Origin of the sequence: Serpentinicella alkaliphila (assembly GCF_018141405.1) — a bacterium.
Lineage (GTDB): Bacteria > Bacillota > Clostridia > Peptostreptococcales > Natronincolaceae > Serpentinicella > Serpentinicella alkaliphila.
In genome coordinates this window covers 1,832,475-1,854,035 of sequence record NZ_CP058648.1, presented here as the reverse complement: position 1 = coordinate 1,854,035, position 21,561 = coordinate 1,832,475, and the positions used below count along the sequence as shown (strand labels likewise).

General features: G+C 31.0%; 22 protein-coding genes and 1 pseudogene. 7 read left to right on the top strand and 16 right to left on the bottom strand.

Translation table 11 applies throughout. From position 1 onward, the window contains the following. From HZR23_RS09280 to asnB, 8 genes are all read right to left on the bottom strand, one after another. The gene (locus HZR23_RS09280; RefSeq protein ID WP_132848654.1) at positions 1-699 is read right to left on the bottom strand and encodes a fluoroquinolone export ABC transporter permease subunit; all 699 of its coding nucleotides are present in this window, start codon (positions 697-699) and stop codon (positions 1-3) included. Then, a complete protein-coding gene (locus HZR23_RS09275) occupies positions 696-1,556 on the bottom strand; it encodes an ABC transporter ATP-binding protein (protein WP_330571421.1) in 861 nt (286 codons plus the stop codon). Before HZR23_RS09275 ends, HZR23_RS09280 begins: the two co-directional genes overlap by 4 nt. A gap of 51 nt (positions 1,557-1,607) precedes the next feature. Further along, complete coding sequence (locus HZR23_RS09270) at positions 1,608-2,198, bottom strand: TetR/AcrR family transcriptional regulator (RefSeq protein ID WP_132848653.1); 591 nt, start codon at positions 2,196-2,198, stop codon at positions 1,608-1,610. 49 nt (positions 2,199-2,247) lie between these two features. Continuing rightward, positions 2,248-3,417, bottom strand: coding sequence for a DUF116 domain-containing protein (locus HZR23_RS09265; RefSeq protein WP_132848652.1), 1,170 nt, complete (start codon positions 3,415-3,417; stop codon positions 2,248-2,250). Between the two features lie 187 nt (positions 3,418-3,604). Continuing rightward, positions 3,605-4,654, bottom strand: coding sequence for a C39 family peptidase (locus HZR23_RS09260; RefSeq protein WP_132848651.1), 1,050 nt, complete (start codon positions 4,652-4,654; stop codon positions 3,605-3,607). 20 nt (positions 4,655-4,674) lie between these two features. Beyond that, positions 4,675-5,721 carry a lipid II:glycine glycyltransferase FemX gene (locus tag HZR23_RS09255; RefSeq protein WP_132848650.1) on the bottom strand — a complete coding sequence of 349 codons (1,047 nt, stop codon included), beginning with the start codon at positions 5,719-5,721 and terminating at the stop codon, positions 4,675-4,677. A gap of 30 nt (positions 5,722-5,751) precedes the next feature. After that, positions 5,752-6,972 carry a carboxylate--amine ligase gene (locus HZR23_RS09250; protein ID WP_132848649.1) on the bottom strand — a complete coding sequence of 407 codons (1,221 nt, stop codon included), beginning with the start codon at positions 6,970-6,972 and terminating at the stop codon, positions 5,752-5,754. Positions 6,973-6,988: 16 nt separating this feature from the next. Beyond that, complete coding sequence (gene asnB / locus HZR23_RS09245) at positions 6,989-8,836, bottom strand: asparagine synthase (glutamine-hydrolyzing) (RefSeq protein WP_132848648.1); 1,848 nt, start codon at positions 8,834-8,836, stop codon at positions 6,989-6,991. 437 nt (positions 8,837-9,273) lie between these two features. Between asnB and HZR23_RS09240 the strand changes: the two genes are divergently transcribed. The 5 genes from HZR23_RS09240 to HZR23_RS09220 all read left to right on the top strand — a co-directional run bounded on the left by HZR23_RS09240 (position 9,274) and on the right by HZR23_RS09220 (position 12,467). Then, positions 9,274-9,474, top strand: coding sequence for a hypothetical protein (locus HZR23_RS09240; protein ID WP_132848647.1), 201 nt, complete (start codon positions 9,274-9,276; stop codon positions 9,472-9,474). 65 nt (positions 9,475-9,539) lie between these two features. Next, positions 9,540-9,881, top strand: coding sequence for a hypothetical protein (locus tag HZR23_RS09235; RefSeq protein ID WP_213050205.1), 342 nt, complete (start codon positions 9,540-9,542; stop codon positions 9,879-9,881). Further along, the gene (locus HZR23_RS09230) at positions 9,862-10,050 is read left to right on the top strand and encodes a hypothetical protein (RefSeq protein WP_165913694.1); all 189 of its coding nucleotides are present in this window, start codon (positions 9,862-9,864) and stop codon (positions 10,048-10,050) included. The genes HZR23_RS09235 and HZR23_RS09230 overlap by 20 nt, the downstream gene beginning before the upstream one ends. 122 nt (positions 10,051-10,172) lie before the next feature. Then, positions 10,173-10,640, top strand: a complete 468-nt coding sequence (locus HZR23_RS09225; protein ID WP_165913693.1) for a transposase — start codon at positions 10,173-10,175, stop codon at positions 10,638-10,640. A 213-nt stretch (positions 10,641-10,853) separates the two neighbouring features. Beyond that, complete coding sequence (locus HZR23_RS09220; protein WP_132848643.1) at positions 10,854-12,467, top strand: putative manganese-dependent inorganic diphosphatase; 1,614 nt, start codon at positions 10,854-10,856, stop codon at positions 12,465-12,467. A 63-nt stretch (positions 12,468-12,530) separates the two neighbouring features. On the opposite strand, the gene HZR23_RS09215 is transcribed toward HZR23_RS09220, so the two are convergent. From HZR23_RS09215 to HZR23_RS09205, 4 genes and pseudogenes are all read right to left on the bottom strand, one after another. After that, positions 12,531-13,412: a hypothetical protein gene (locus HZR23_RS09215; protein ID WP_132848642.1), complete on the bottom strand. Its 882-nt coding sequence runs from the start codon at positions 13,410-13,412 to the stop codon at positions 12,531-12,533. Between the two features lie 705 nt (positions 13,413-14,117). After that, positions 14,118-14,729 (bottom strand): metallophosphoesterase, encoded by a 612-nt coding sequence (locus HZR23_RS09210; protein ID WP_330571420.1) that lies wholly within the window; start codon positions 14,727-14,729, stop codon positions 14,118-14,120. After that, the gene (locus HZR23_RS17790; protein WP_330571419.1) at positions 14,660-15,016 is read right to left on the bottom strand and encodes a hypothetical protein; all 357 of its coding nucleotides are present in this window, start codon (positions 15,014-15,016) and stop codon (positions 14,660-14,662) included. Before HZR23_RS17790 ends, HZR23_RS09210 begins: the two co-directional genes overlap by 70 nt. A gap of 7 nt (positions 15,017-15,023) precedes the next feature. Further along, positions 15,024-15,805, bottom strand: a pseudogene (locus HZR23_RS09205) (DUF4474 domain-containing protein). Positions 15,806-16,469: 664 nt separating this feature from the next. On the opposite strand from HZR23_RS09205, the gene HZR23_RS09200 reads away from it, so the two are divergent. Next, on the top strand, positions 16,470-17,609 hold the full coding sequence (locus tag HZR23_RS09200) for an acyl-CoA dehydrogenase (protein ID WP_132848641.1): 1,140 nt from the start codon (positions 16,470-16,472) through the stop codon (positions 17,607-17,609). A 180-nt stretch (positions 17,610-17,789) separates the two neighbouring features. Here the strand turns inward: HZR23_RS09200 and HZR23_RS09195 are convergent, their stop codons facing one another. Then, complete coding sequence (locus HZR23_RS09195) at positions 17,790-18,197, bottom strand: hypothetical protein (protein WP_132848640.1); 408 nt, start codon at positions 18,195-18,197, stop codon at positions 17,790-17,792. A 22-nt stretch (positions 18,198-18,219) separates the two neighbouring features. Further along, positions 18,220-18,609 (bottom strand): hypothetical protein, encoded by a 390-nt coding sequence (locus HZR23_RS09190; RefSeq protein WP_132848639.1) that lies wholly within the window; start codon positions 18,607-18,609, stop codon positions 18,220-18,222. A 184-nt stretch (positions 18,610-18,793) separates the two neighbouring features. On the opposite strand from HZR23_RS09190, the gene HZR23_RS09185 reads away from it, so the two are divergent. Further along, positions 18,794-19,573 (top strand): alpha/beta fold hydrolase, encoded by a 780-nt coding sequence (locus HZR23_RS09185; protein ID WP_132848638.1) that lies wholly within the window; start codon positions 18,794-18,796, stop codon positions 19,571-19,573. Between the two features lie 39 nt (positions 19,574-19,612). On the opposite strand, the gene HZR23_RS09180 is transcribed toward HZR23_RS09185, so the two are convergent. Then, entirely contained in the window at positions 19,613-19,867 is a 255-nt protein-coding gene (locus HZR23_RS09180) for a TIGR03905 family TSCPD domain-containing protein (protein ID WP_132848637.1), read from the bottom strand. A 132-nt stretch (positions 19,868-19,999) separates the two neighbouring features. Beyond that, positions 20,000-21,364 carry a L,D-transpeptidase gene (locus tag HZR23_RS09175; RefSeq protein WP_132848636.1) on the bottom strand — a complete coding sequence of 455 codons (1,365 nt, stop codon included), beginning with the start codon at positions 21,362-21,364 and terminating at the stop codon, positions 20,000-20,002. Between the last annotated feature and the right edge of the window lie 197 nt (positions 21,365-21,561).

Below are 21,561 nucleotides of genomic sequence, written 5' to 3'. Positions count from 1 at the left end.
TCAAATCTCCCCCTTATAAGCTAATCTTCGTTCGAAAAAGTTTTCAACCAATTTAAATAGTATTAGGTTAACTACTATTAAATAAATCGTGTAAATTCCAACGGTTAAAATACCAATACCATGGAAACATCCAAATATTAATTTAAGGCCAGTAACACTGGGAAATAAATCTAACCAAATTGAATATGGGTACTTTATTAATAGCAAACAAGGGATAATTATGACTAGCATATATGGCACCATTTTTACAAAGTATTGATTTATCGTATTACAGCCAGCAGCTACTATAAATCCGTATAATGTGAAAATTGAAGAGGTTAATAATATTGCTATAAAAAGTAATAAAATATTAAATCTACCTTCATAAGTTGCAAATACAATTGCAAATCCGGCAAATTCCGATAATACTGCTAATGATATTACTTTAGATAGTAAGTATTCCTTTGTGCGTAGTGGAGTTACTACAATATATTGTAAAATTCCTTGAACTTTTTCGAGCATAATTATTCCGCCTATAAAAAAGAATCCTACAACAGACGGATCACTAAACACAACTAAAGGGACTGCTATTCTTCCCATTGCTGTTGGCAGTTGTCCTATAACTATCATATAAGCAATTGTTAGAGCTATATAAACAAAGTAAAATCCTTGTTTAAACTGAAACATAATATCAGCTTTCAAAGCTTTAAGTATTCTCATATAAGCTCCCTCCCCGTAAGCCTAATGAAAATATCTTCTAAGGTTGTTTCCTGACTATGAATTGTTTTAATTTTTTTGTTTTTAAGTACATCAAAGAATCTTTCATTTTTATTAATATTTTCTAATTTAAATACCTCTGATTGCTCAACATTATTATTATAAAATTCAACTTTAACAGTTTGATCCCCATATTTTATTTTTAGCTCATTAGGAGAATTGATTATTGGTATCCTTCCATCCACAATAAAAGCCACTCTATCACATAATTGCTCAGCTACGATCATATTGTGTGTAGTAAGAAAAATAGTTTTGCCTTCCTTTTTTAAATCAATAATTAGGTCTTTAATAATTTTAGCATTTACCGGGTCTAATCCTGATGTGGGCTCGTCAAGAAAAATTATCTCTGGATTATGCATTATTGATCTAACAAAGTTTAGTCTCATTTTCATACCTTTTGAGAAATTCTCTACCTTCTTATCTCTATCTGGGAGTAGCCCAACCTTATCTAATAAATTGTTAATATCCTTTTTATTTCCTATATAATAAGAGGCTATTAACTCTAAGTTCTCCTTTGCTGTGAGCTTTAAATATAAATTTGGAAAATCAAAAGCTACACCAATCTTCTCGTAAAAATCTTTGCCCCACTTTGTTCTTTCCTTACCCATAATTTCAATACTGCCTTTATAACCCCTCAATAATCCAATAAGTATTCTTTGTGTTGTTGTTTTTCCAGCTCCACTAGGCCCTAAAAATCCAAAAATACTTCCCTTCTCTATAGTAAAATTAATGCCATCTATTGCGTTTTTGTTTGAACTTTCATAGCTGAATTGTAGATTTGTAACTTTAATAATATCCATCTTAAACCCCCTAAAAAGATCGCCTGTTCTTTTTTAGTATAAAAAAATATACTAACATAACGACATAACTCCAATAATATAAAACATTAGGTGTTCCACTATAAGTTTTTTTCTTACATCTACATCTTTATGCTTTTTAATAATATAAATAATACCATTTAAACACTGTTCCGCAACCAAGTCAGCAAATGCAATATTTAAATACTTTAGTCCTTTATCTAACATATGTTCAATAAAATGCTCTTTAAGTATTTTTACAATTTCCTGTCTTATATTTTCAAATTTAGTACCCTTACTGCTTTCAAAAAGTAAAACAAAGGAATTAGACAATCTAGGTATCATCTCATAAAGAGTAGAAGCTAAAATGGTTTTCCATTGGTCTTCTTTAAGAATATCATTGAAATTCGGTGCCTCAACCCCATTATGATTTTTTAGAAAATAAATTAAGTTCGTGTATTCTTCCTTAACAAGTTCTTCAAATAATTCTTCCTTATTTTCAAAGTAATTATAGAAGTTGCCAATAGACGTACCAGCTTTTTTAACAATTTTCCTAAGTGAGGCCCCATCAAAACCTTTTTCTAAAAATTCCTTTTCTGCCTCTAATAATATTTTTAATCTAATCTCATCTTTTTTGTACTGCATACAAAATCACCTGCTCTTTATTAAATTCTATCAAAATTATTTTTCCATGTCAATTTTTTACTGTATCCTTAGCCATTATGTTTTCTAATCTTTTAACATTTATTCTTGTAGCTATACCTTTATTGTGCCAGTGATTTTTACAACCACAATAATCTAGTATTACGCATTGAGATGCTATATTCATTTGACTAAGTAGTCCACCACCTGAAACAAGGTTAAGTACACACGCTACTCCTACAACCCCAGTTTTAACACTTATTAAATCACTTTTTATATTCATAGATGAAATTGATGATTCATGAGGAATTACAATTACTTTAAAGCCCCACTCTTCACCTAAACCTGTTAACATATTGATCTGGCATGTATTCGAACATCTATAACATTTGAAATTGTTTCCAAATTCTTTAGACATACATTTTTTATTTTTTGGATTTGTCATACATACTGGCAATAATAGAACCTTATTTTCTGTTTCAAGGAAATCTCTTCTGAATAAACTATTCATAATTTGTGAACAAACCATATTTAAATGGTACAAATTTCTATCTTTTGTGCAAAATATTTTATCTTCTTTGAATTTCTTCACTTTCTCAGAATTATATAAGTATATGTTAACATTCTTAGTATATAGCCCAAGTACCCTATTACTTTTATGTTCAAACCAATTTCCGATTATAGTAGTTTTATTAAATAAACTTTCCATTTCTTTTTCTGAAAGCATACTTATATATTTTGTGAATCTTTTAATTCTCCTGGTCTCTTCCTTAAACTCTCCTGTTGCTTCTAACCAACTAATTAATCTATTGACATCCTCTAAATTCCTAATTTTATATGTTCTTTCCTTACGAATGTGTGAAAGAAATGCCTGTGAAAGAATACCCTTTAATAAATCTGCAATGGGTTTTACAAATCTGTACTTTCCCCTTATGCTAGATAACCCTGAAAGAGTTATATATACAGATCTATTAACATTTTTTATTTTTCCGTTATACGAGTAAGATAGGCACGATAAAAATAGAATATCTAATATTATTTCTTCGTTAGTTGAGATTGGACTATTTAGTTCATTAATCAAATATACTCTATAGTTCTCCATTACATCATTTAGAGTATGTTCAACTTTATTCATAACTTCCTTAGAGAATAGGTCTAAAACCTTATAAAAGTCGTTAGAATTACACTTATTTTCTAAAAGTGAATATGTTATTATATCCATTGAACATCCTCCAAATAGAACACTATTAATAAATATATTAATATATATTGTGAATATATACCAATAAAAGTTTCAAAAACCTTTTTGTATGGAATTTACTATGGGCATGGTAAAACTCCCCTCATAATAAACAGTGGATTTAGCTGTCTTCATAAGGGGAGCATATTCATTTAAGAGTATTTTTATATTAGTATACTATCATTGCCTGTCTGTCCAAACTAAAATATCCCTCAAATAAAGTATTACTATCATAAAGCACTTGACCCTTTAAAGGATCCATTACATGGAGCTTATCTCCAACAAAACCATTTAAAACTACAGCATGTAGATTAGTAGCTGCTTTAAATAATTCATCGCTGTCACTGTCATGTAAATACCATGAGTAGTTAAATCTTATAGGTTGTTGATCTATAGAAGTCCAAATCACGATAGGGTTTCCATTATTAAGATAATCATATATCTCTTCAATACTACTACCACTAATGTCTTTTGCTCTAAGATTTGATTGTACTTCTTTTAAATACATATCCCCAGCTTCAACAATTGGTGGTGCATAAACAAACCATCCATGTGGATCCCTAGGATCCCCAGAAAATGCAACATATGGGTTAGCCCCATATAGTTTACCATTTTTTCTTATAAAGCCTTCTTTTCTTAAATACCTATCAGACATTTCTAGCTTTGTTACATTATTTCCATAGTAGTTTAATATAGCAGTAAGAGAGGTGATCTCACAGCCATTTGGCAACTCAGGATTTTGCATTAATGTAGGCACATTAATATATACTTCTTTGACTTTAATGTTTCCATCCTCAGTTCTTTCAATATTTTTTATATGCTCATATAAGCTGCTTTTAGTAACAATCTCATAATTTTCTTCGTTCAGTTCGAATCTGACTTCGGCTTCGTTATTAAGCTTATATGGAAAAGGTACCTTTGTCTGCTCCACCAAGTATTCTTTTTTATAATTAAGAAGTAGAGAAACTGCCACACCATTCTCATCAGTAACTAATACTTCTATGATATTATCTGCCTCATAATCTATTACTGTAAATTCAGAGTTTTTTATAGGCAACCCAGTTTTAGCATCTAAACTAACTACCGTTACTGTACCCTGAGGAATAGTAAAATATTTTTTAAAAATGTAGTTCTTTAATTTTGCACCACCAGTGAAAACAATTATTGAAAGTACAAGTACAAAAATAATGAATCTTACAAATCTAAATGATCTTTTCATTTTTTCCCCCTTATCATCTATTAACCACGCTTATTTATTTTTTTCCTAAACTCTTGAACTTTTGGAACCAAAGTAGTAAATGCATAATATATCGAAGGCTTATATACTTTATCTATTTCACCAATAAATTCTGTAACCCCATCCTTATTACAGAATCCTTCTTTGAATCTAAATAAACCATCCTCATTATTTAATTCAAAAACACCACCAAAGTCATATTTATTTGCGCCTACTTCCTTAGCCCATTTAATCATTTCCCATTGCATAATATAGTTTGGCATTAGGTTTCGCTTTACATTTGAGCTTGCCCCATAAATATACCAAACCTTATCGGCATAATTTATTGAAATTGCAGCAGATAAATAATCGCCCTCATGTTCCGTAATATAAATTCTTAATCTTTCACCAAACGCATTAAGCATATTTTCAAAATAACTATATGGTCTCATTCCAATTTTATTTCTACCAGCTGTAATCTCATATAATTCATAGAATATTTTTAATGCTTCTTCACTATCATAGTAATTTACTTTTACACCTTTACGACTTGCTAGGCGAATATTATATCTAGTCTTACTATTAAAACTTTCTAATAGTTCATCTTCTGTATATTTGTCCATGTATAAAATCATATTATATCTAGGTTGTATTAATGAATTCTGATCGAATCCAATGTTTCTAACCTTGTAACCAAGCTTAAAGTATTTATTCTCTAAGTCCTTATCATAAATAGCTTCTGGATCAAAACGTAGCATAAACGCATTATATTTTTTTGCAATTATGTCTACCTCTGATATTAAATTTTGGACTGTCTCTAAATCATTTATATCACAAACAGGGCCTTTAGGAGCATAGAGCATTGAAAAACCCCCTAAGCCTTTTCTAATAAGTAGTGACATAGCCCCAACTATTTCACCATCTTTTTCAATATAAATCTGCTCATTTTCCCAATCCTTTTTTACTGATGACCAAGAAATGTCTTGTGTGACATTAGAAAATTTGGAATTTCTTACAAAGTTATTATATCGCTCTATATCTGCTTTATTTGTTTTATCTAGAATTGGCATGCTTATCCTCCCAATACTTTTAAATACAGCCTAATCTATTTTTTTAAAGTACTTATTATATCTTCCATAGTAATCAAAATAATATCTAAAGTTTTTTATAAGCCTTTTAAAATTCAAATCTTTTTTATATTGTAAGGTATAACTATATTTACCTTCATTTATTAGTTTTCTAGCACTATTCCTTAGCTTGTCATCTTCCGTATATTTTAGTACAATACCCTTTGGTACTCCAAGCCATAAGTGCTCGCCCTTAGCTAATACTAGTTCATTGCTTCGATTATATATACAGTCCTCAACCAGGTATTTTGCTAAATTATATCCACTTCCTGTAACAAAATAGCTACTTCTACCTTGTCTTAGGTTTATCTCAAAAACTTTAAATTTTCCATCTCTTATATCATATTTCATATCAAAATTTGCAAAGCCTACATATCCTATATCCTCTAAAAATCTTCTATATTTATCAAAAATGTCCACATTATAGTCATTAATAATTGCCGTATAATTACCTATCAATGATGGGGTATAATCCTCTAAAAGTGGTCTACCTAAACACATCATTTTTACCTTTCCATCAATACCTGAATAGCAGTTTAAAACCCTCATCTGTGTGTCATCACCAGGTATATATTCCTGTATTATTAAATTCTTGTTATATGCGGATGAATAAATCCTATTAATTATATCTGTGAATTCCTCTTTAGTTTGCACAACATACGCTTTTTTCTTACCCTCAAAAGAACATTCAAAGTATAATAGACTGTCCGATGGCTTAATAACTACAGGATACTCAAAAGGAAGAGCTATGCTATCTTTATTATCAATCGTACAAATAAAGGTATTAGGATAATCAAGATTATATTTTTCACAAGTTTTATAAAAATTTTCCTTGAAAATTAGATCATTCATCAAATCTTCATCGATAAATGGAATAACATAATACTTATTTAGTACTGATTTGTTTCTTATTATTAACTCCGCATATGCATCACTACTTGCAACCAAAATAAGTTTTTCAGCTTTACTCTTTAATTCCTCTGCAACACTTATTAACTTATCAATAAAAATGTCAGCATGATTAAAATTATCACATACATCTACTGTAATTATCTTTGAATTATCAGTGGTAAAAAGTCTTTGCCGTGCAATTGCATAGCTTTTTATTCCATATTGTTCATGAAAAGACCTAGCCATTCCATAAGCATTAACATCACTACCTAATATTATTGGAAGAAAATCATACTTTTTCATTTGTAACTCAACTCCACTACATTTCTATAAAAAACTTTTGGTACCAAACTAAGAAAACGTAAACAGTCCATATATATCTAGCATAATTACTTTTTTTAGTGTAATGTTCATCTAAATATCTAATAAGTTCATCTGTATTGAAAAACTCTTTAGCCATATCTGATTGGAACATTTCTTTAATTAAATCATAATATTTTTTCTCTCTCATCCAATATCTGATTGGTACTGGGAAACCTAACTTTGGCCTCTTAGCCCATTCATCAGGTAATGTTTCATTAGCAGCTACTCTTAGAGCATATTTAGTATCTATATTATTTACTCTTATTTCGCTAGGAAGCTTCGAAGCTAATGCCATTACCTCCTTATCTAAAAAAGGTACTCTAAGTTCTAAAGAGTGAGCCATACTCATTTTGTCTGCCTTTAAAAGAATATCTCCCGGCAACCAAAGATTCAAATCAAGGTATTGCATCTTAGTAACATCATCTTTATTTTTAACTTTATCATAAACCTTCTTCGTTACACTTCCAACAGAAGGACCTTTTCTATATTCTTCTTTTAAAACTTTATACGCATCTTCTTCTTCAAAGACCTTAGCCTCTCCAATAAACTTCTCTTCGACCCTTTGTCCACCTTTTATTAAAAAATTAGTTATTTTATTACGTGGTAACATCTTAGCAACATTAGAAATTGAACGTCTGAATGCAAATGGCACTTTTTCATATTTTTCCATTGAAGGGGATTGTTGATACCAAGGGTATCCACCGAAAATCTCATCTGCTCCCTCTCCAGAAAGAACAACTGTAACATGTTCTCTAGCTAGTCCAGCTAAAAAATATAAAGGTACTGATGACGGATTAGATTGAGGTTCATCCATATGGTATTGTATTGTTGGAAGCATCTCAAAGCATTCATCTGCACTTATTATTTTTCTTTCATTTTGTATATTTAAGATATCGGATAAATCCTTTGCCATATCAGTTTCATCAAAAATTGCTTCATATACTTCAAAACCAACAGAAAAGGTTTTATTCGGCATAAGCAAAGAAGTAATATAACTAGAATCTACACCTCCAGATAAAAAGGAACCTACCTTAACATCACTTATTTGATGGTATGCAACGGACTCTTTCATAGTCTCTTTTATTTTTTCCACATAGTACTCAAGACTATTTTCCTTTTCATCAAATTTAGGGTCCCAATACTGTTTTGTTTCAATTTGGCCATCCTTATATATCATATAATGGCCTGGCTTTAGTTTATATACCCCTTTGAAAAAGGTCTCTTCCAAAACTGAGTATTGAAATGTAAGATATGGTTTTAAAGCATCTTTATTAAGTTCTTTTTTAAATCCTGGATGTTTTAAAAATGATTTTATTTCTGAACCGAAAATGAAAGAATTATCTTCAGTGTTTTGAGTGTAATATAAAGGCTTAATACCAAAGAAGTCCCTAGCTATAAATAAACTTTCATTTTTGGTATCCCAAATAGCGAAGGCAAACATGCCCCTTAATTTTTTTAGTAGTTCAACACCATACTCTTCATAACCATGAATAAGGACTTCACTATCAGTATGACTTTTGAATATATGACCCTTTTCTTCAAGTTCTTTTCTTAATTCTTGGAAATTATATATTTCTCCATTAAAAATTAATACACAAGTCTTGTCCTCATTATACATAGGCTGACTAGCATCTTCTGATAGGTCAATTATTTTAAGTCTTCTGAACCCTAAAGTAACCTTGTCATCTGAATATACTCCAGCACTGTCCGGTCCCCTATGAACAATCATATCCATCATATCATTTATTACTGTTTCTTTATTAAAACGTAAAGTAGTATTTGCAAATCCGATAAAACCACACATATATATCACCTTTCGCTATAAATTTATATATACTTTTATTATTTACTCATTATTAAAAGTACCATAGCTTAACAACGGTACTTTTTATTTTAATTATATCTAGCAAAATTATATACTTATTGTGCGCTTTATTTTAAAGGCTTACACAATTATTTTACTTTGCTAATGATTTATTTTAATAACATTTTCTTAAACTCTCTAAAAAAAATAGGAAAACTACGTTTTTCCATTGATTTTAGTATACTTTAAACACATCTATCTGTCAAATTATTATTGCCTTCTATCCTATTCAGTATGTCGATATGTATATCATTATTAATTAGTTTAACCTTATAAAATGACATTTTTACTATTTTTTTATTAAACAAAAAGGATTTAAGAAACTTACGTCGAATTAGTATAGTAATATGCCGATTTGAAAGGAAGTGTGCTATACTGTGCTAATTCTAGACTATCCCAATTGGGAACAACTAACATTGATTGCTGAATTTCTCCCTAAGTCTCTTTTTGAGTTAACACCTGAGCTTGCTGAAATTGATAAGCTTTTAAATAATCCTGTTTTTGAAGAGCCAATTATTTATAGATTTAACACCATGAGAAGTAGACTACTGTTCCTGTTAGGGTTTTTATACGCATGATGGTTCTAAAGTTTTACCTATGTATTAGCTTTGAAGATCTTTCTATTGTTGTTTCCAAAACACCCATGTATAAACAATTCTGTCATATACCGCTAGATCAAGATGCCCCAACTGATACCGCAATGATGAAAATTACAAAAAAATATGGTTTAGAGATTATTCAACAATTAAAATTAAATGACAACTTCATTCGAGAGCTTAGAAAACAGAAGATTATCAAAGGTAGAAAGCTTCGTGTAGACACTACAGTGATTGAATCCAATATTGCTTATCCTACAGATGCAGAACTACTATTTAAAGGTGTCCAAAAACTCGAAACAACAATGACAACTATTAAAGAGAAATGTGGTCAAAATGTTAGAAAGTACGCTAAAAAAAACGAAAGAAATGAAGCAAAGACTTCTTAACATTAATAAAATTGTTCGTCGTAGAACAGAAGAAACCCTTAAGGAAGTTAGAAATATCTCTGGTAGTATGGCTGAACTTGCAAAAGAAGTCATCAAACAAGCCAAATCAATGACTAAAAAATTAATTCCCGAAAACAGAAAAGATGAAACTCTTAACTTAGTTTGCTAGAAACTATTCAAACTGTTGAAAACATCATCAGACAAACAGAACTCGTAAATAGTGGCGGTAAACCGTAAGATAGAATCGTCAGTATAGTAGATACAGATGCAAGACCTATCTCTAAAGGGAAATTGGGCAAACGTGTTGAATTTGGTCACGTACTTAAAATACAAGAAATTTCTCAAGGAATTGTAACTGGCTATAGTGTCCATAAAGGAAATCCTTCAGATAAAACGTTATTGGTTAATGCAATCAAGCAACATAAGCAGCTCTTTGAAAAGGCACCAAGAGAAGTAGCAGCAGATCGTGGTTATTACTCAAAACCCAATGAAGATTCCCTTGAAGAATTAGGAGTAAAACACAACAGTATTCCTAAACCCGGTAAGAAGTCCAAAAAAAGATCTGAAGTTGAAAATACAAAAAAGTTCAAAAAGCTTCAGAAGTTTAGAGCAGGTGTTGCAGGACGAATCAGTTGTCTAAAACGGTCTTTTGGAATGCGGCGTAGCTACATAAGAGGTTTGAAAGGAACCTCTATTTGGTGTGGGTATTTAATCTTCTCTCACAACCTCAGAAAAGCCGCTCGGCTGATTATGGGCTAAAAAGTTCATAGTCAGGGAAAAATCCACAAATCAATACCAAAATATCAGTAAAATCGATTTGATACCTGCCATCCCAGTAAAAAATCTTTTTTTTATGGTAATTTATCAGGTCAATCTAATTAGTTAGTATATTATGTTTTTAATAGTATAACCTTATGGTATAATTAGTAACGATATCCATTAAGAGACATTACTATATGAGGGAGGATTATTATGTCTATTTTAGTTTTTGGACACAAAAACCCAGACACTGATTCTGTAGCATCAGCTATAGCACTTTCACATTTACTAAATCAACGTAAACTTGATACTATCCCCTGTGTTCTTGGTAATATACCTAGAGAAACGCAATTTGTATTAGATAAATTTCAAATTCCTGCCCCTAAGTTTGTTCCAGATGTAAAAATACAAGTTAAAGACTTGCAGTATGACTTCGCAAAAGGTTTATCTCCGGATAAATCTATTTTACATACATATAATACAATGAAATCTGAGAATTTAGAAACTGTAGGTATAGTAGATAATAACAATCAACTCTTAGGTATAATTAGTATGAAAGATATTGCAAAAGGAGTAATAGATGGTAATTTGTATCATTTAGAAACTTCTTTAGATAATCTATTGAGAGATTTAAATGGACAAGTGTTAACTATGAGCAGAGAGCATATAAACGGAAAACTAATGGTGCTAGCATTTTATTTTAAAACTATCCAGGGCCTTTTGAGCGAAGAAGATATTATTATTACTGGTGATAGATATGACATTATTGAGTACGCTATTTCCTGTAAAGTCCAACTTATTATAGTGACAGGTGGTAATAAACTCCCAGGTAAATATTTAGGACTAGCTAAAGAAAATAATGTAACAATAATTTCAGTGCCTATGGATACATATACAATTTCTAAGAACATACATATGTGTAATTATAGCAGTAGTATTATGCGTACAAATAATTTAATAAGATTCAACGAATTCGAATATTTAGAGGATGTAAAAGAGGAGTTAAGTCACAGCCACTTTAGAAACTATCCTATTGTTGACAGTCGTAACAATTTCTTAGGGTTTATAAATAGAAAACATATTATGAATCCTTCTAAAAAACAGGTAATACTTGTGGATCATAATGAATATGGACAAAGTGCCGATGGTTTACAGGAAGCTGAAATCGTAGCTATTGTTGATCATCACAAGATTGGGGACATATCCACTTCTATGCCCATTAATTTTAGAAATACACCTGTAGGTAGTACTTGTACCATAGTATATTTAATGTATCAAGAGTATGGAATAGAAATCCCCTGTAACATTGCTGGAATTCTAATATCAGGAATTTTATCTGATACTCTACTTTTAAAATCCCCTACGACTACTAACATTGATAAAAAAGCTGTAGATTCTTTAAATGAAATTTTAAAGCTTGATATCAACGAATACGGTATGGATATGTTTAAATTCGGAACATCCTTAGAAGGTCAAAGTATTGATGAGGTGTTTCAGAAGGACTTTAAAGAGTTTCAATTAGATACATTTAAGACAGGGATTAGTCAAGTGTTTACCTTAGATATCGATAGTATTTTCAACAATAAAGAAGACTACTTAGATTACATTAAGGATATCCATAAAAAAATGAAAAATGACATAACCCTTCTATTAATTACGGATATTTTAAATGAAGGCTCTTATTTACTCTACCAAAGCAGGCATAATAGTATTATTCCTTCAGCCTTCGATATACCAAATGAACAAGGGGCCTTTGCTAAAGGAATTGTTTCTAGAAAAAAACAAGTAATTCCTAAATTATTAGACTCAATCTTAATAAATAAATAACTTTAAGGCAGTTATCAATAAACATAACTGCCTTTTTCTATCACTATCACTTAATTTAAAAACTTATTTCTTTAACAATTTTGTTTTAGGTACTAAAATAAGGCTTCCTAATAATAACATAGCTGCTAAACCAAATTTTAATAGGGATTTCTGAGAAGTATCTGCAGCTAGACCTGTAGTCGCTGCAATATCAACTTCAACATTATCATTTCCATCAGCAAAAGTTAATAATTCAGCTAGCTGACCTTCAACTACTTTAATTTCATCATTACCTAATTTACCATATAAGTAATTTGCGTTTTCATCATTAAATGGTGTTATACCTACTTCAACATAATCAGTGGTTGCTACTGTATGGGTAATTGTAAAGCCTTTATTTTCTATTTCCAACTTATAATCTTCGAATAAATATTTATCAATTTCACTCTGTCTTTTAATCATTGCTTCATCAATAATAACTGGTTCCCTATTACCTAAATTAGCTCTATTGTCTGGAGCTATTAAAGGCATTATGCTAGCCTCCACACCTTCAACAACCTTTATTCCATCTTTTCCAAGCATAGTATAAAGATACTCTACATTTTCTTTGCTGTAAGGAGCAATAGCCACTTCGATGTAGTTGTCCATTGGGCCAGTATACACTACTTTGAACCCTTTTTTATTTATCTCTGCTTCATATTTCGAAAATAGCTTGTCATCTATTTCCCTATGTTTTTTCTCTAGCTCACTGTTCGGTTCCCTATAATCCCTAGCCACACTTGAAATTGGCCTATCTAACCCAGAATCAACAGTCCCACCATCTCTATCAATAGTCATAGTAGGTTGTGTTGGCGAAATTGATGAGGGCTGACTCCCTCCCCCTGTAAAACCAAAGGCTATACCACTTGAAAAAACAGTAATGCAACTACTTATAATAATTGTTTTGACAAATCTTGATTTAATCATTTAAAACCCTCCTATTCCAATTTTTTATATTAAGTAATCGATTTTCTTCTAATTTAGGCACTATTTTTTTACCTCCTTTTGTTTTACTTACTAATTAAGACGATAATAGACATATTATGTTCCCTAAAAAAACTTAGAAATAAATAGAAAAAAAGCTAAATATCACTTCAAGACACATACAATTTTAATAATCTCTAGCTTCCTATTTAAAAATTCTTAAATTATGTCCGACAAATATAAAAATATAGGTCTTATTCAACCTATACTTCTTATTTTTCCTAATCTTATTTCTATTTAAAATATTGTAGTTGCATTGATTCAATTAAGAGTTTAATCTTCAAACCCATGGAAACTATCTCTAGTTATAAACCTACCAATGTTTGCATCATCGTATTCATAGCTTGCTTGAATACGATGATGGCCGTTGATAGGTAGTAATAGGTTTCTCCTGAACTAGTCATAGTTCCTAGGTTACCCATTGGGTCATTGTGTATCAGCTACTATAGCATTACTGCTCTTTGTTTCATAAACTACCTTATCTCCATCATAGTGGTTCTCTTAAATGGTTTTCTGTTAGATTTGGATTCTATACATCCCAGTAATCACGATTACCTGTTCATATTCTTTTATGGCACAGCCTGTCCGTTATATATCCGCAAAAAGTTAAAGGAATTGAAGCTAAATCCAATTCCCTTATATATGCCTTTAGTTGATTTCCAAATAGTCTTTTAAGTATCTTGGTCCTGCTAATATATCCTTATCTATATATAAAATACCATTGTCTTTAGCTTTAGTACTCCATTTTACTAAGGATATTTTTCCTTGTGCTATTTGTATTCCTGTTATTCCCCTTGGATGTACACAACTGCCATCGTTAAAACATGGTGGCTCTCCAACTTCTGGAAATCTTGGCCTATGATTATGTCCACCAATAAGCATATGTTTTTCTTTTGCAACCCAGACATTAAGCTTTATTGCAACAGCCTCTTTCTTTTTATAGTTCTTCGCTGTTCTAGTAGGATCATTTATTCCAAAGGCCTCTAAAGGGCGCCATAGATATTTAACAATAAATCTAGTTAATCTCCATAATTCATAGTTTATAAAGTCAACTTGATGGCCATGCACTAGAAAAATTCTGTAATTACTATTCCTATGCCTGAGAACCAAGCCCTCATGAACCTTTATATTTTCGAACATAGATATATTTCTGCCTTCACGTTCACTAAAATAATGGTAGTAATTTTTTTCTAAAAACGATTTATCTCTTTTTGCAATATCATGATTACCGTATAGTAAATGAAGTCTTTCATTAGCCAAAATGAATCGAAATGTTCCCTCATAATATCGCACATTTTACTATTTTGCCACAGCTCATCCCCATCCCCTAGCTCTATATAAATATAGTTTTCTTTGTAATAATGGTTAAGTGCAACAAAGAAAATATTTTGATTTTTAGCAAAGGTATCAGCCCAATCCCCAGTACCTCTATGACAATCACTCATTAAAATAAAACGTGATGAATCATCAAATAGAATTTCTTCGGATGAATGAAAAACCCTAGATAATCTTTCTAATTTATTCTTATCAACCTCCAAATTTCCCATTATTATTTTAGATATTTTTGAATTGTATTGAACATCTTAAATACTTCTTAGTTTTACCAATATTTAGAACATCCATTAACATTTCAGGTGCACTTTCTTGAATAGCATTTATTTTATCCCATGAATTATCATAATCCTTAGTTAAAAGATTAAATTTATCACATCGTAATTTATTTTTTCGTTGAGTAATACCATCTGTGAGCTCAGTTCTTGTAATAGGCTGTCGATTACGAGGTTTATCGAATAATACCCCAACAGAATTGCCACTGATAATAAGCTCATCCTTAGAATACCCAGCCTCAATTAAACCACCTATAAATGCATTGCGCATTATTTCATTCTTTAATGTAATAAAAATATTCATAGTGAGCTCCGAAGGCTCAGAAAACTCTCCTAGCTTAAATCCTGTTAACCACCAATGAGGCCTTGTTCTTTTAAATAATGTCTTTCCTAATTTTTTTAATGTAATTGACATCGATCGTAGGTCATCGTCATCAACACAGTAATAAAATGTACCATCAAATATACCAGGAATATTCAAACCAGGACCCTTTGTATTATAAACTCCAACTTCTCCACCTGTAGTCATACCATACTGACCTTTCCAAAACTCTATAAGCCACTTTTTATTGCATATTTAAAATAAATGGGTTCACAATCAATAGTCATACTTAATGGTGCTGCTGCTTTGTCGTATAGTCTACAATATCCCATATTCCTTTGCCAGGCATATAGATTTGAATAAAAAATGTCTTGGTCAATTTCATATGAATAACCCGTACTTTCCATTATTTCAACAATTAAATCATCTTTTTGTTTATTTTTTATTTTAAACCTACTGAGCTTATTTTTTAATAAAACTGTTATATAGGAAAACCACTGATAAACAATAAGGTATAAATTTGGCAGATTTTTTTTAATAGAAATATGGATATATAAAATTACTATTGGAATTAATATATATAGTAAAAAAATAAGCAGATTTTGAGTATCTAATTGTTTGCTATTAATCATAGTACTAAAAAAAAACCTAGAACCACCCTCAATAATTATATTTATACTATAATATTCTTTAAGCTTAGTTCTGTTAATAAATACTTTTTAAAAATCTATACTTATGTTATGATTATATAGGGGAGAAAAATTTAGAAAAACCATATAGTTGTAAAGCTATTGTAAATATACACTTCTGTATATTTACGGGAAAAATGATTAAATAAACCAATTGAAATGGTTTAATTTTTTTAAAAAATAAATTGACAAAAAAACTACTAATGGTTTAAAATGGTTTTATATAAAACCATATTTCTGAGTTTTATCTTATAAGTATGTGTAAAAAAATATTCTCTTTTAAAGAGATATTACTAAAATATATTAAGGGATTTTTGAACTGGATACAAAAGCAAACATCCCTCATATATATAAATAAACTAAATCTAAGGAGGCTATATCTATGGATTTTAATTTATCTAAAACCCAAGAAATGACTGTTAAAATGGTTGCAGAATTCGCTGAGAAAGAACTTGCACCAAGTATCGCAGAAAGAGACGAGCATGAAATTTTTGATTTAGACATAATGGCAAAACTAGGTCAAGTTGGACTTATGGGAGTTCCATATCCTAAAGAGTACGGTGGAGCTGGAGCTGGAGATGTTGCTTATGCATTATCAGTAGCAGAACTAGCTAAAGTTGATCCTTCAACTGCAATTGGTGTATCAGTACATACTTCTCTTGCTACATGGCCAATATTTAAGTATGGTAATGCAGAGCAAAAAGCAAAATACTTACCAAGATTAACTACTGGACAATCTATGGGTTCTTTTGGTTTAACTGAGCCAAATGCAGGAACTGACGTAAGTGGAGCTCAAACTACAGCTGTTCTTGATGGAGATCACTATGTACTTAATGGTACTAAAATCTTTATCACAAATGCTGGTGATTCAGAAATCTATGTAGTATTTGGTTTAACTGATAAATCTAAAGGACCAAAAGGAATGAGTGCTTTCATCGTAGAAAAAGGTACTCCAGGATTTACTTTTGGTAAACCAGAAGTTAAAATGGGTATCCGTGCATCTGTTCAAAGAGAATTAAGCTTTGAAAACTGCCGTGTACCAAAAGAAAATCTTCTTGGTAAAGAAGGAGATGGATTTAAAATTGCAATGACTACTCTTGACGGTGGACGTATTGGGGTTGCTGCTCAATCATTAGGTATCGCAGAAGGTGCGTACAACCTAGCACTTCAATATTCAAAAGAGCGTAAACAATTTGGTAAACCAATCTCTGCTCAACAATGGGTAAACTTTACTTTAGCTGATATGAAAATGAGAATTGAAGCTGCTAGACATTTAGTTATGAAAGCTGCTTGGACTAAAGAAAGTGGTAAACCTTACTCAGAAGAAGCTGCTATTGCAAAATGTTTCGCTTCTGACGTAGCTATGTGGGTAACTACAAATGCAGTTCAAATCCACGGTGGATACGGATACACTCGTGAGTACTCTGCAGAGAGATTCATGCGTGATGCTAAGATCTGTCAAATCTACGAAGGAACTAACCAAGCAATGCGTATGATTGTTGCTGGATCAATTCTTCGTTAATTAATTAATTAACAATTCTTTATATAGATAAAACACCCTGCGGGGTGTTTTATTTGTTTTATCTATCATGAAATTGAAATATCCTAGTCCTTAAACCTTTTATAAATACCTTTTTAGCATAGTTTCCTTCATTTTAGTCCCCTATGACCATCTGACCATCAAAGACTCTTATTTAAGCGTTTACGCCTTTGAAATCCTTCTATTAAATGTAAATCTAAAGCTTTGTTTATTATCCATATTTATATAATATCTATAAAAAGTCCTAGTGCCACTTTTTCTATCCTTGACCACATTACCTGTACCAATCTTATCAAATTCAAGTGTATGTAAAATCTCTTCATCTGATTTATAGTATTCAACATCTAATATATCATTTCTACCCTCATCACCCTCAATATATGTCAAAGAAAACGATTTTATTTGAGCTTTAATAATATTATTTGAATTATCAACAATCTCAATAGGTAGGTTTTTTTGAATGGTATAAACCATTGCCCTTATAAAAGTCCCATAATCAGTTGCTGTTATATTAGTTATATCTGCATATTTAAGACATTTTTCGAGTTCTTCACTACTCATTTTTTTCATTATTATACCCCTAACCCTTTAGTTAAAATTTTAATTTCTCATTCCATTCTATAAAATCCGCTTGGTTACCACTTACATCCTTAAACTTTATTGTCTTTTTCGTTCTATTTAGTGTCTCTTTGACTATTCTCGCCATCTTTAATACATCTCTATTTTTAGTTGTTGACGTACCTCTAATCTGCTCAAATAGAGCAGCATCATTTATGATGATTAATATATCATTCTCATCTAATTTCTCCAAATCCCTCATTAGAGTTAATAATGCAGTATGGCTCACAATTAAAGGCTTACTATAATCCATTAAAAGGTCTTTTTCAAGTATTATACTTTCATCTTTTAATACACGATAACGAACGGTTATATCCTCATTTTCATAAGGTGTTCCTATTCCAACTAAGTAGGCTTTTATCATATACTTCCCTCCCAAAATCTTTATAATTATTTTTATATATTTTATATATCTTTTTACTCATTAAAATTGTATTACACCGCTATTTGTTATATTTTCCAGTATTCACTTAAATATTACCCTATTGATCTATTAATAATATATTTATAGATTCTTAACAGCAAATAAACAACTTTCGGGGGATATTATGCCAATATTTTATAGAAATGATACAATGCTATTTTATGAGGTTACTGGAGAAGGTCATCCAATAATATTTACTCATGGGGCATCCTGGGACCATAAACAATGGGTTAAGCAGGTAAACTTCTTTAAGAAGGATTACAAGGTTGTATCCTGGGATGTTCGTGGTCATGGCCAATCTTCATTGCCTAAGGGTCCAATAAACCCTGATGATTTCATATTAGATTTAATAGCCCTTATGAATCACCTTAGTATAAAAAAAGCCATATTATGTGGTCTATCAATGGGTGGACATATATCACTAAGGACTGCTATTGAAATACCCTATAGAGTTAAAGGGCTTATTCTAATAGGTACTCCATGTAGTAACTCCATTAGTTTAAACCAAAAGTTATTTATACAGATTAATAGTTTATCTAGCAAATTTCTACCTATGAAAACAAATGCTTTTATACTAGCTAAAATGTTATCGAAACAAAATCCTTCTACCTTTGCATATGTATATAATACTTTTTCTAAAATGCCTAAAGAAAATTGGCATAGAATTTGGTCTGCGGTTACTCGCATGGAAAGTAAGGATGAGCTACATAAAGTAAAATGTCCAACCCTTTTATTAATAGGTGACCATGATATAATAACTAATTTTCAGCAGCCCCTATTATATACAAAAATCTCTAATACGGAATTAAGGATTATTCTAAATGCGCATCATTGTACTAATCTAGATAATCCTAATGCAGTAAATCAATTCACTCTGGAATTCATTGATTCTTTAAAAGTATAAACTCCTTTCTTTAATGATTATTGAAAGGAGTTTCCAAACCTATCCCGCTTGCTTTTTTAAGCTTATTTGTAAAGCAGTAGCTAATTGATCTGGACAAGAAGTATTACGACTACCACATTTGATACCCTGTAGCTTATTAATTGCTTCTTCCACTTTCATTCCCTCTACTAAACGACTAACTCCTATAAGATTTCCAGAGCATCCGCCATTAAAGGATACCTTATCAATTATTCCGTCTTCAATTGAAAAAATTATTTGTTTTGCACATACTCCAGTAGTGAAAAACGAAAACATATTTTATCACCTACCTATCCTTCTTAAAAAACTCAACCATTAAAATATAATGAATAATGTATTATTTGTCAATGAAAAAAGAAGTAGAGAGAACTACTTCTTCCTCATAATCTTTTATATACTAATCTTAACTTATTCTATCACTATTACTGCTCCATTTCTCACATTCATCCAATTGTATAAAAACTCTGCATGGCTAGTAAAATTTCTGACACACATATTAGATCTGGGAAATGTACCTATCGTATGCAGATACTCAATAAAGCCTGGGTCTACCATCTCTCCTTCTACTTCTTCGTAAGCAACTGGTACACCATGAATATATGCCCCACCAGTAAATCTGATTGCAAAGGGTGCATATCCTGCAATTTCCTGAGTTCCACTTTTTAAATACTCAAATCGATCTCTTTTTTGAATTGCTTTATAGCTTCCTAGCGTTGTCTCATAGGAAAATTCCCCTGGTATACCTGTTGTTGAAAATGTGTATGACACTAGATTTAAACCATTATCCTCAACTTCAAAGGCTCCTTGATTTTGCTGACTTCTATCGATTACTACCACATGAGTCAGTTCTCTTAAAGTCACATTAGGATCTATATACTGTTTTGGAACATAATAACCCCTTCCAAAAGTAGGCGCATCTATATGGTAAAAATCACCTGTTTCATCAAGAATTCTAACTAGCATTCCATCAGGTATATACCTATAGTTACTTTCAGTGTTAGCTTCATCATATGCGGGGGCACTGTGATAAACTCTGTAACCAAATTCATCTATTGCTGCATCACCTCGTTGAGGTGGAGTACCGTTTTCATTTTTATAGTTACTAATAAAATGCAATGGACCTTGACCTAGTTGTTCATTTAATTCATCTATTGCTTGCTTCATACTATCAAATCTAAAATTTCTAGGGGTTCCCATTGAAGAGTGTATATATCCCTCATTAACACTCCCTTGATTTTCAAAGGCTACTCTATACCATATATTTGAACCTTCTAATTCTTCTCCTTCTACCCTGTGTAGTAGGGAAACTTTTTCTAAACTCTCCTTTGCTGTTACTGCAGCTGATTCATCAGTAGGTGTTTCTCTAATTGTGGAACCTTCCTCCGCAGTAATTAGAAAGTAGTCAAAAGAAATATTATATTTAAAGTAATCTATTGCATTATTTATTCCCACAGGTAGAGATGACCTAAACTCCTCTAATATTGTGTTATTCTCCTTTGGTCCTAGGCCATTAATAAGCTCATCCTTCTGTTCTTGATTGATATAAGATATTTCAGATCCTTCTTCTCTTGTTATCTTTAAATCGTCTTGAAGATTATACCCATTAATATTTTCCTCAACTGCTTCTTGATCTGATTTAGCCAAACGATCTTCCCTTTGTTGTTCAACCCGTTGTCCTGGAGACTGCTCTCGTGGCATTTCCCGTCTATTTGCACATCCGTATGTAGTTAATGTAATTATAAATATTAAGATGAGTATACTTTTCTTGTACATAAATCCACCTCTTGAATTTTTTTATTTACTATATATCTTTCTCAGAAAGTTGTCATATTATGTAATGTAGGCAATTTAAAATGACACTATTAGACACTTACTCTAATCATTGCTTATCTAAAGGATTTATTAACTTTAATAATTAAAAAATGCTCTTTATTAACAGTAATCTAACATCTGTTTAAATAAGGAGCATA

Excerpts from the sequence above, each read along its gene's own strand:
- HZR23_RS17790 (WP_330571419.1), bottom strand. The coding sequence starts at position 15,016 with ATGGGAAATTTGGAGGTTGATAAGAATAAATTAGAAAGATTATCTAGG.
- asnB (WP_132848648.1), bottom strand. The coding sequence starts at position 8,836 with ATGTGTGGTTTTATCGGATTTGCAAATACTACTTTACGTTTTAATAAA.
- HZR23_RS09235 (WP_213050205.1), top strand. The coding sequence starts at position 9,540 with ATGTATAAACAATTCTGTCATATACCGCTAGATCAAGATGCCCCAACT.
- HZR23_RS09255 (WP_132848650.1), bottom strand. The coding sequence starts at position 5,721 with ATGCCAATTCTAGATAAAACAAATAAAGCAGATATAGAGCGATATAAT.
- HZR23_RS09185 (WP_132848638.1), top strand. The coding sequence starts at position 18,794 with ATGCCAATATTTTATAGAAATGATACAATGCTATTTTATGAGGTTACT.
- HZR23_RS09280 (WP_132848654.1), bottom strand. The coding sequence starts at position 699 with ATGAGAATACTTAAAGCTTTGAAAGCTGATATTATGTTTCAGTTTAAA.
- HZR23_RS09190 (WP_132848639.1), bottom strand. The coding sequence starts at position 18,609 with ATGATAAAAGCCTACTTAGTTGGAATAGGAACACCTTATGAAAATGAG.
- HZR23_RS09180 (WP_132848637.1), bottom strand. The coding sequence starts at position 19,867 with ATGTTTTCGTTTTTCACTACTGGAGTATGTGCAAAACAAATAATTTTT.
- HZR23_RS09215 (WP_132848642.1), bottom strand. The coding sequence starts at position 13,412 with ATGATTAAATCAAGATTTGTCAAAACAATTATTATAAGTAGTTGCATT.
- HZR23_RS09250 (WP_132848649.1), bottom strand. The coding sequence starts at position 6,972 with ATGAAAAAGTATGATTTTCTTCCAATAATATTAGGTAGTGATGTTAAT.
- HZR23_RS09175 (WP_132848636.1), bottom strand. The coding sequence starts at position 21,364 with ATGTACAAGAAAAGTATACTCATCTTAATATTTATAATTACATTAACT.
- HZR23_RS09260 (WP_132848651.1), bottom strand. The coding sequence starts at position 4,654 with ATGAAAAGATCATTTAGATTTGTAAGATTCATTATTTTTGTACTTGTA.
- HZR23_RS09265 (WP_132848652.1), bottom strand. The coding sequence starts at position 3,417 with ATGGATATAATAACATATTCACTTTTAGAAAATAAGTGTAATTCTAAC.
- HZR23_RS09270 (WP_132848653.1), bottom strand. The coding sequence starts at position 2,198 with ATGCAGTACAAAAAAGATGAGATTAGATTAAAAATATTATTAGAGGCA.
- HZR23_RS09230 (WP_165913694.1), top strand. The coding sequence starts at position 9,862 with ATGAAGCAAAGACTTCTTAACATTAATAAAATTGTTCGTCGTAGAACA.
- HZR23_RS09200 (WP_132848641.1), top strand. The coding sequence starts at position 16,470 with ATGGATTTTAATTTATCTAAAACCCAAGAAATGACTGTTAAAATGGTT.
- HZR23_RS09275 (WP_330571421.1), bottom strand. The coding sequence starts at position 1,556 with ATGGATATTATTAAAGTTACAAATCTACAATTCAGCTATGAAAGTTCA.
- HZR23_RS09220 (WP_132848643.1), top strand. The coding sequence starts at position 10,854 with ATGTCTATTTTAGTTTTTGGACACAAAAACCCAGACACTGATTCTGTA.
- HZR23_RS09195 (WP_132848640.1), bottom strand. The coding sequence starts at position 18,197 with ATGAAAAAAATGAGTAGTGAAGAACTCGAAAAATGTCTTAAATATGCA.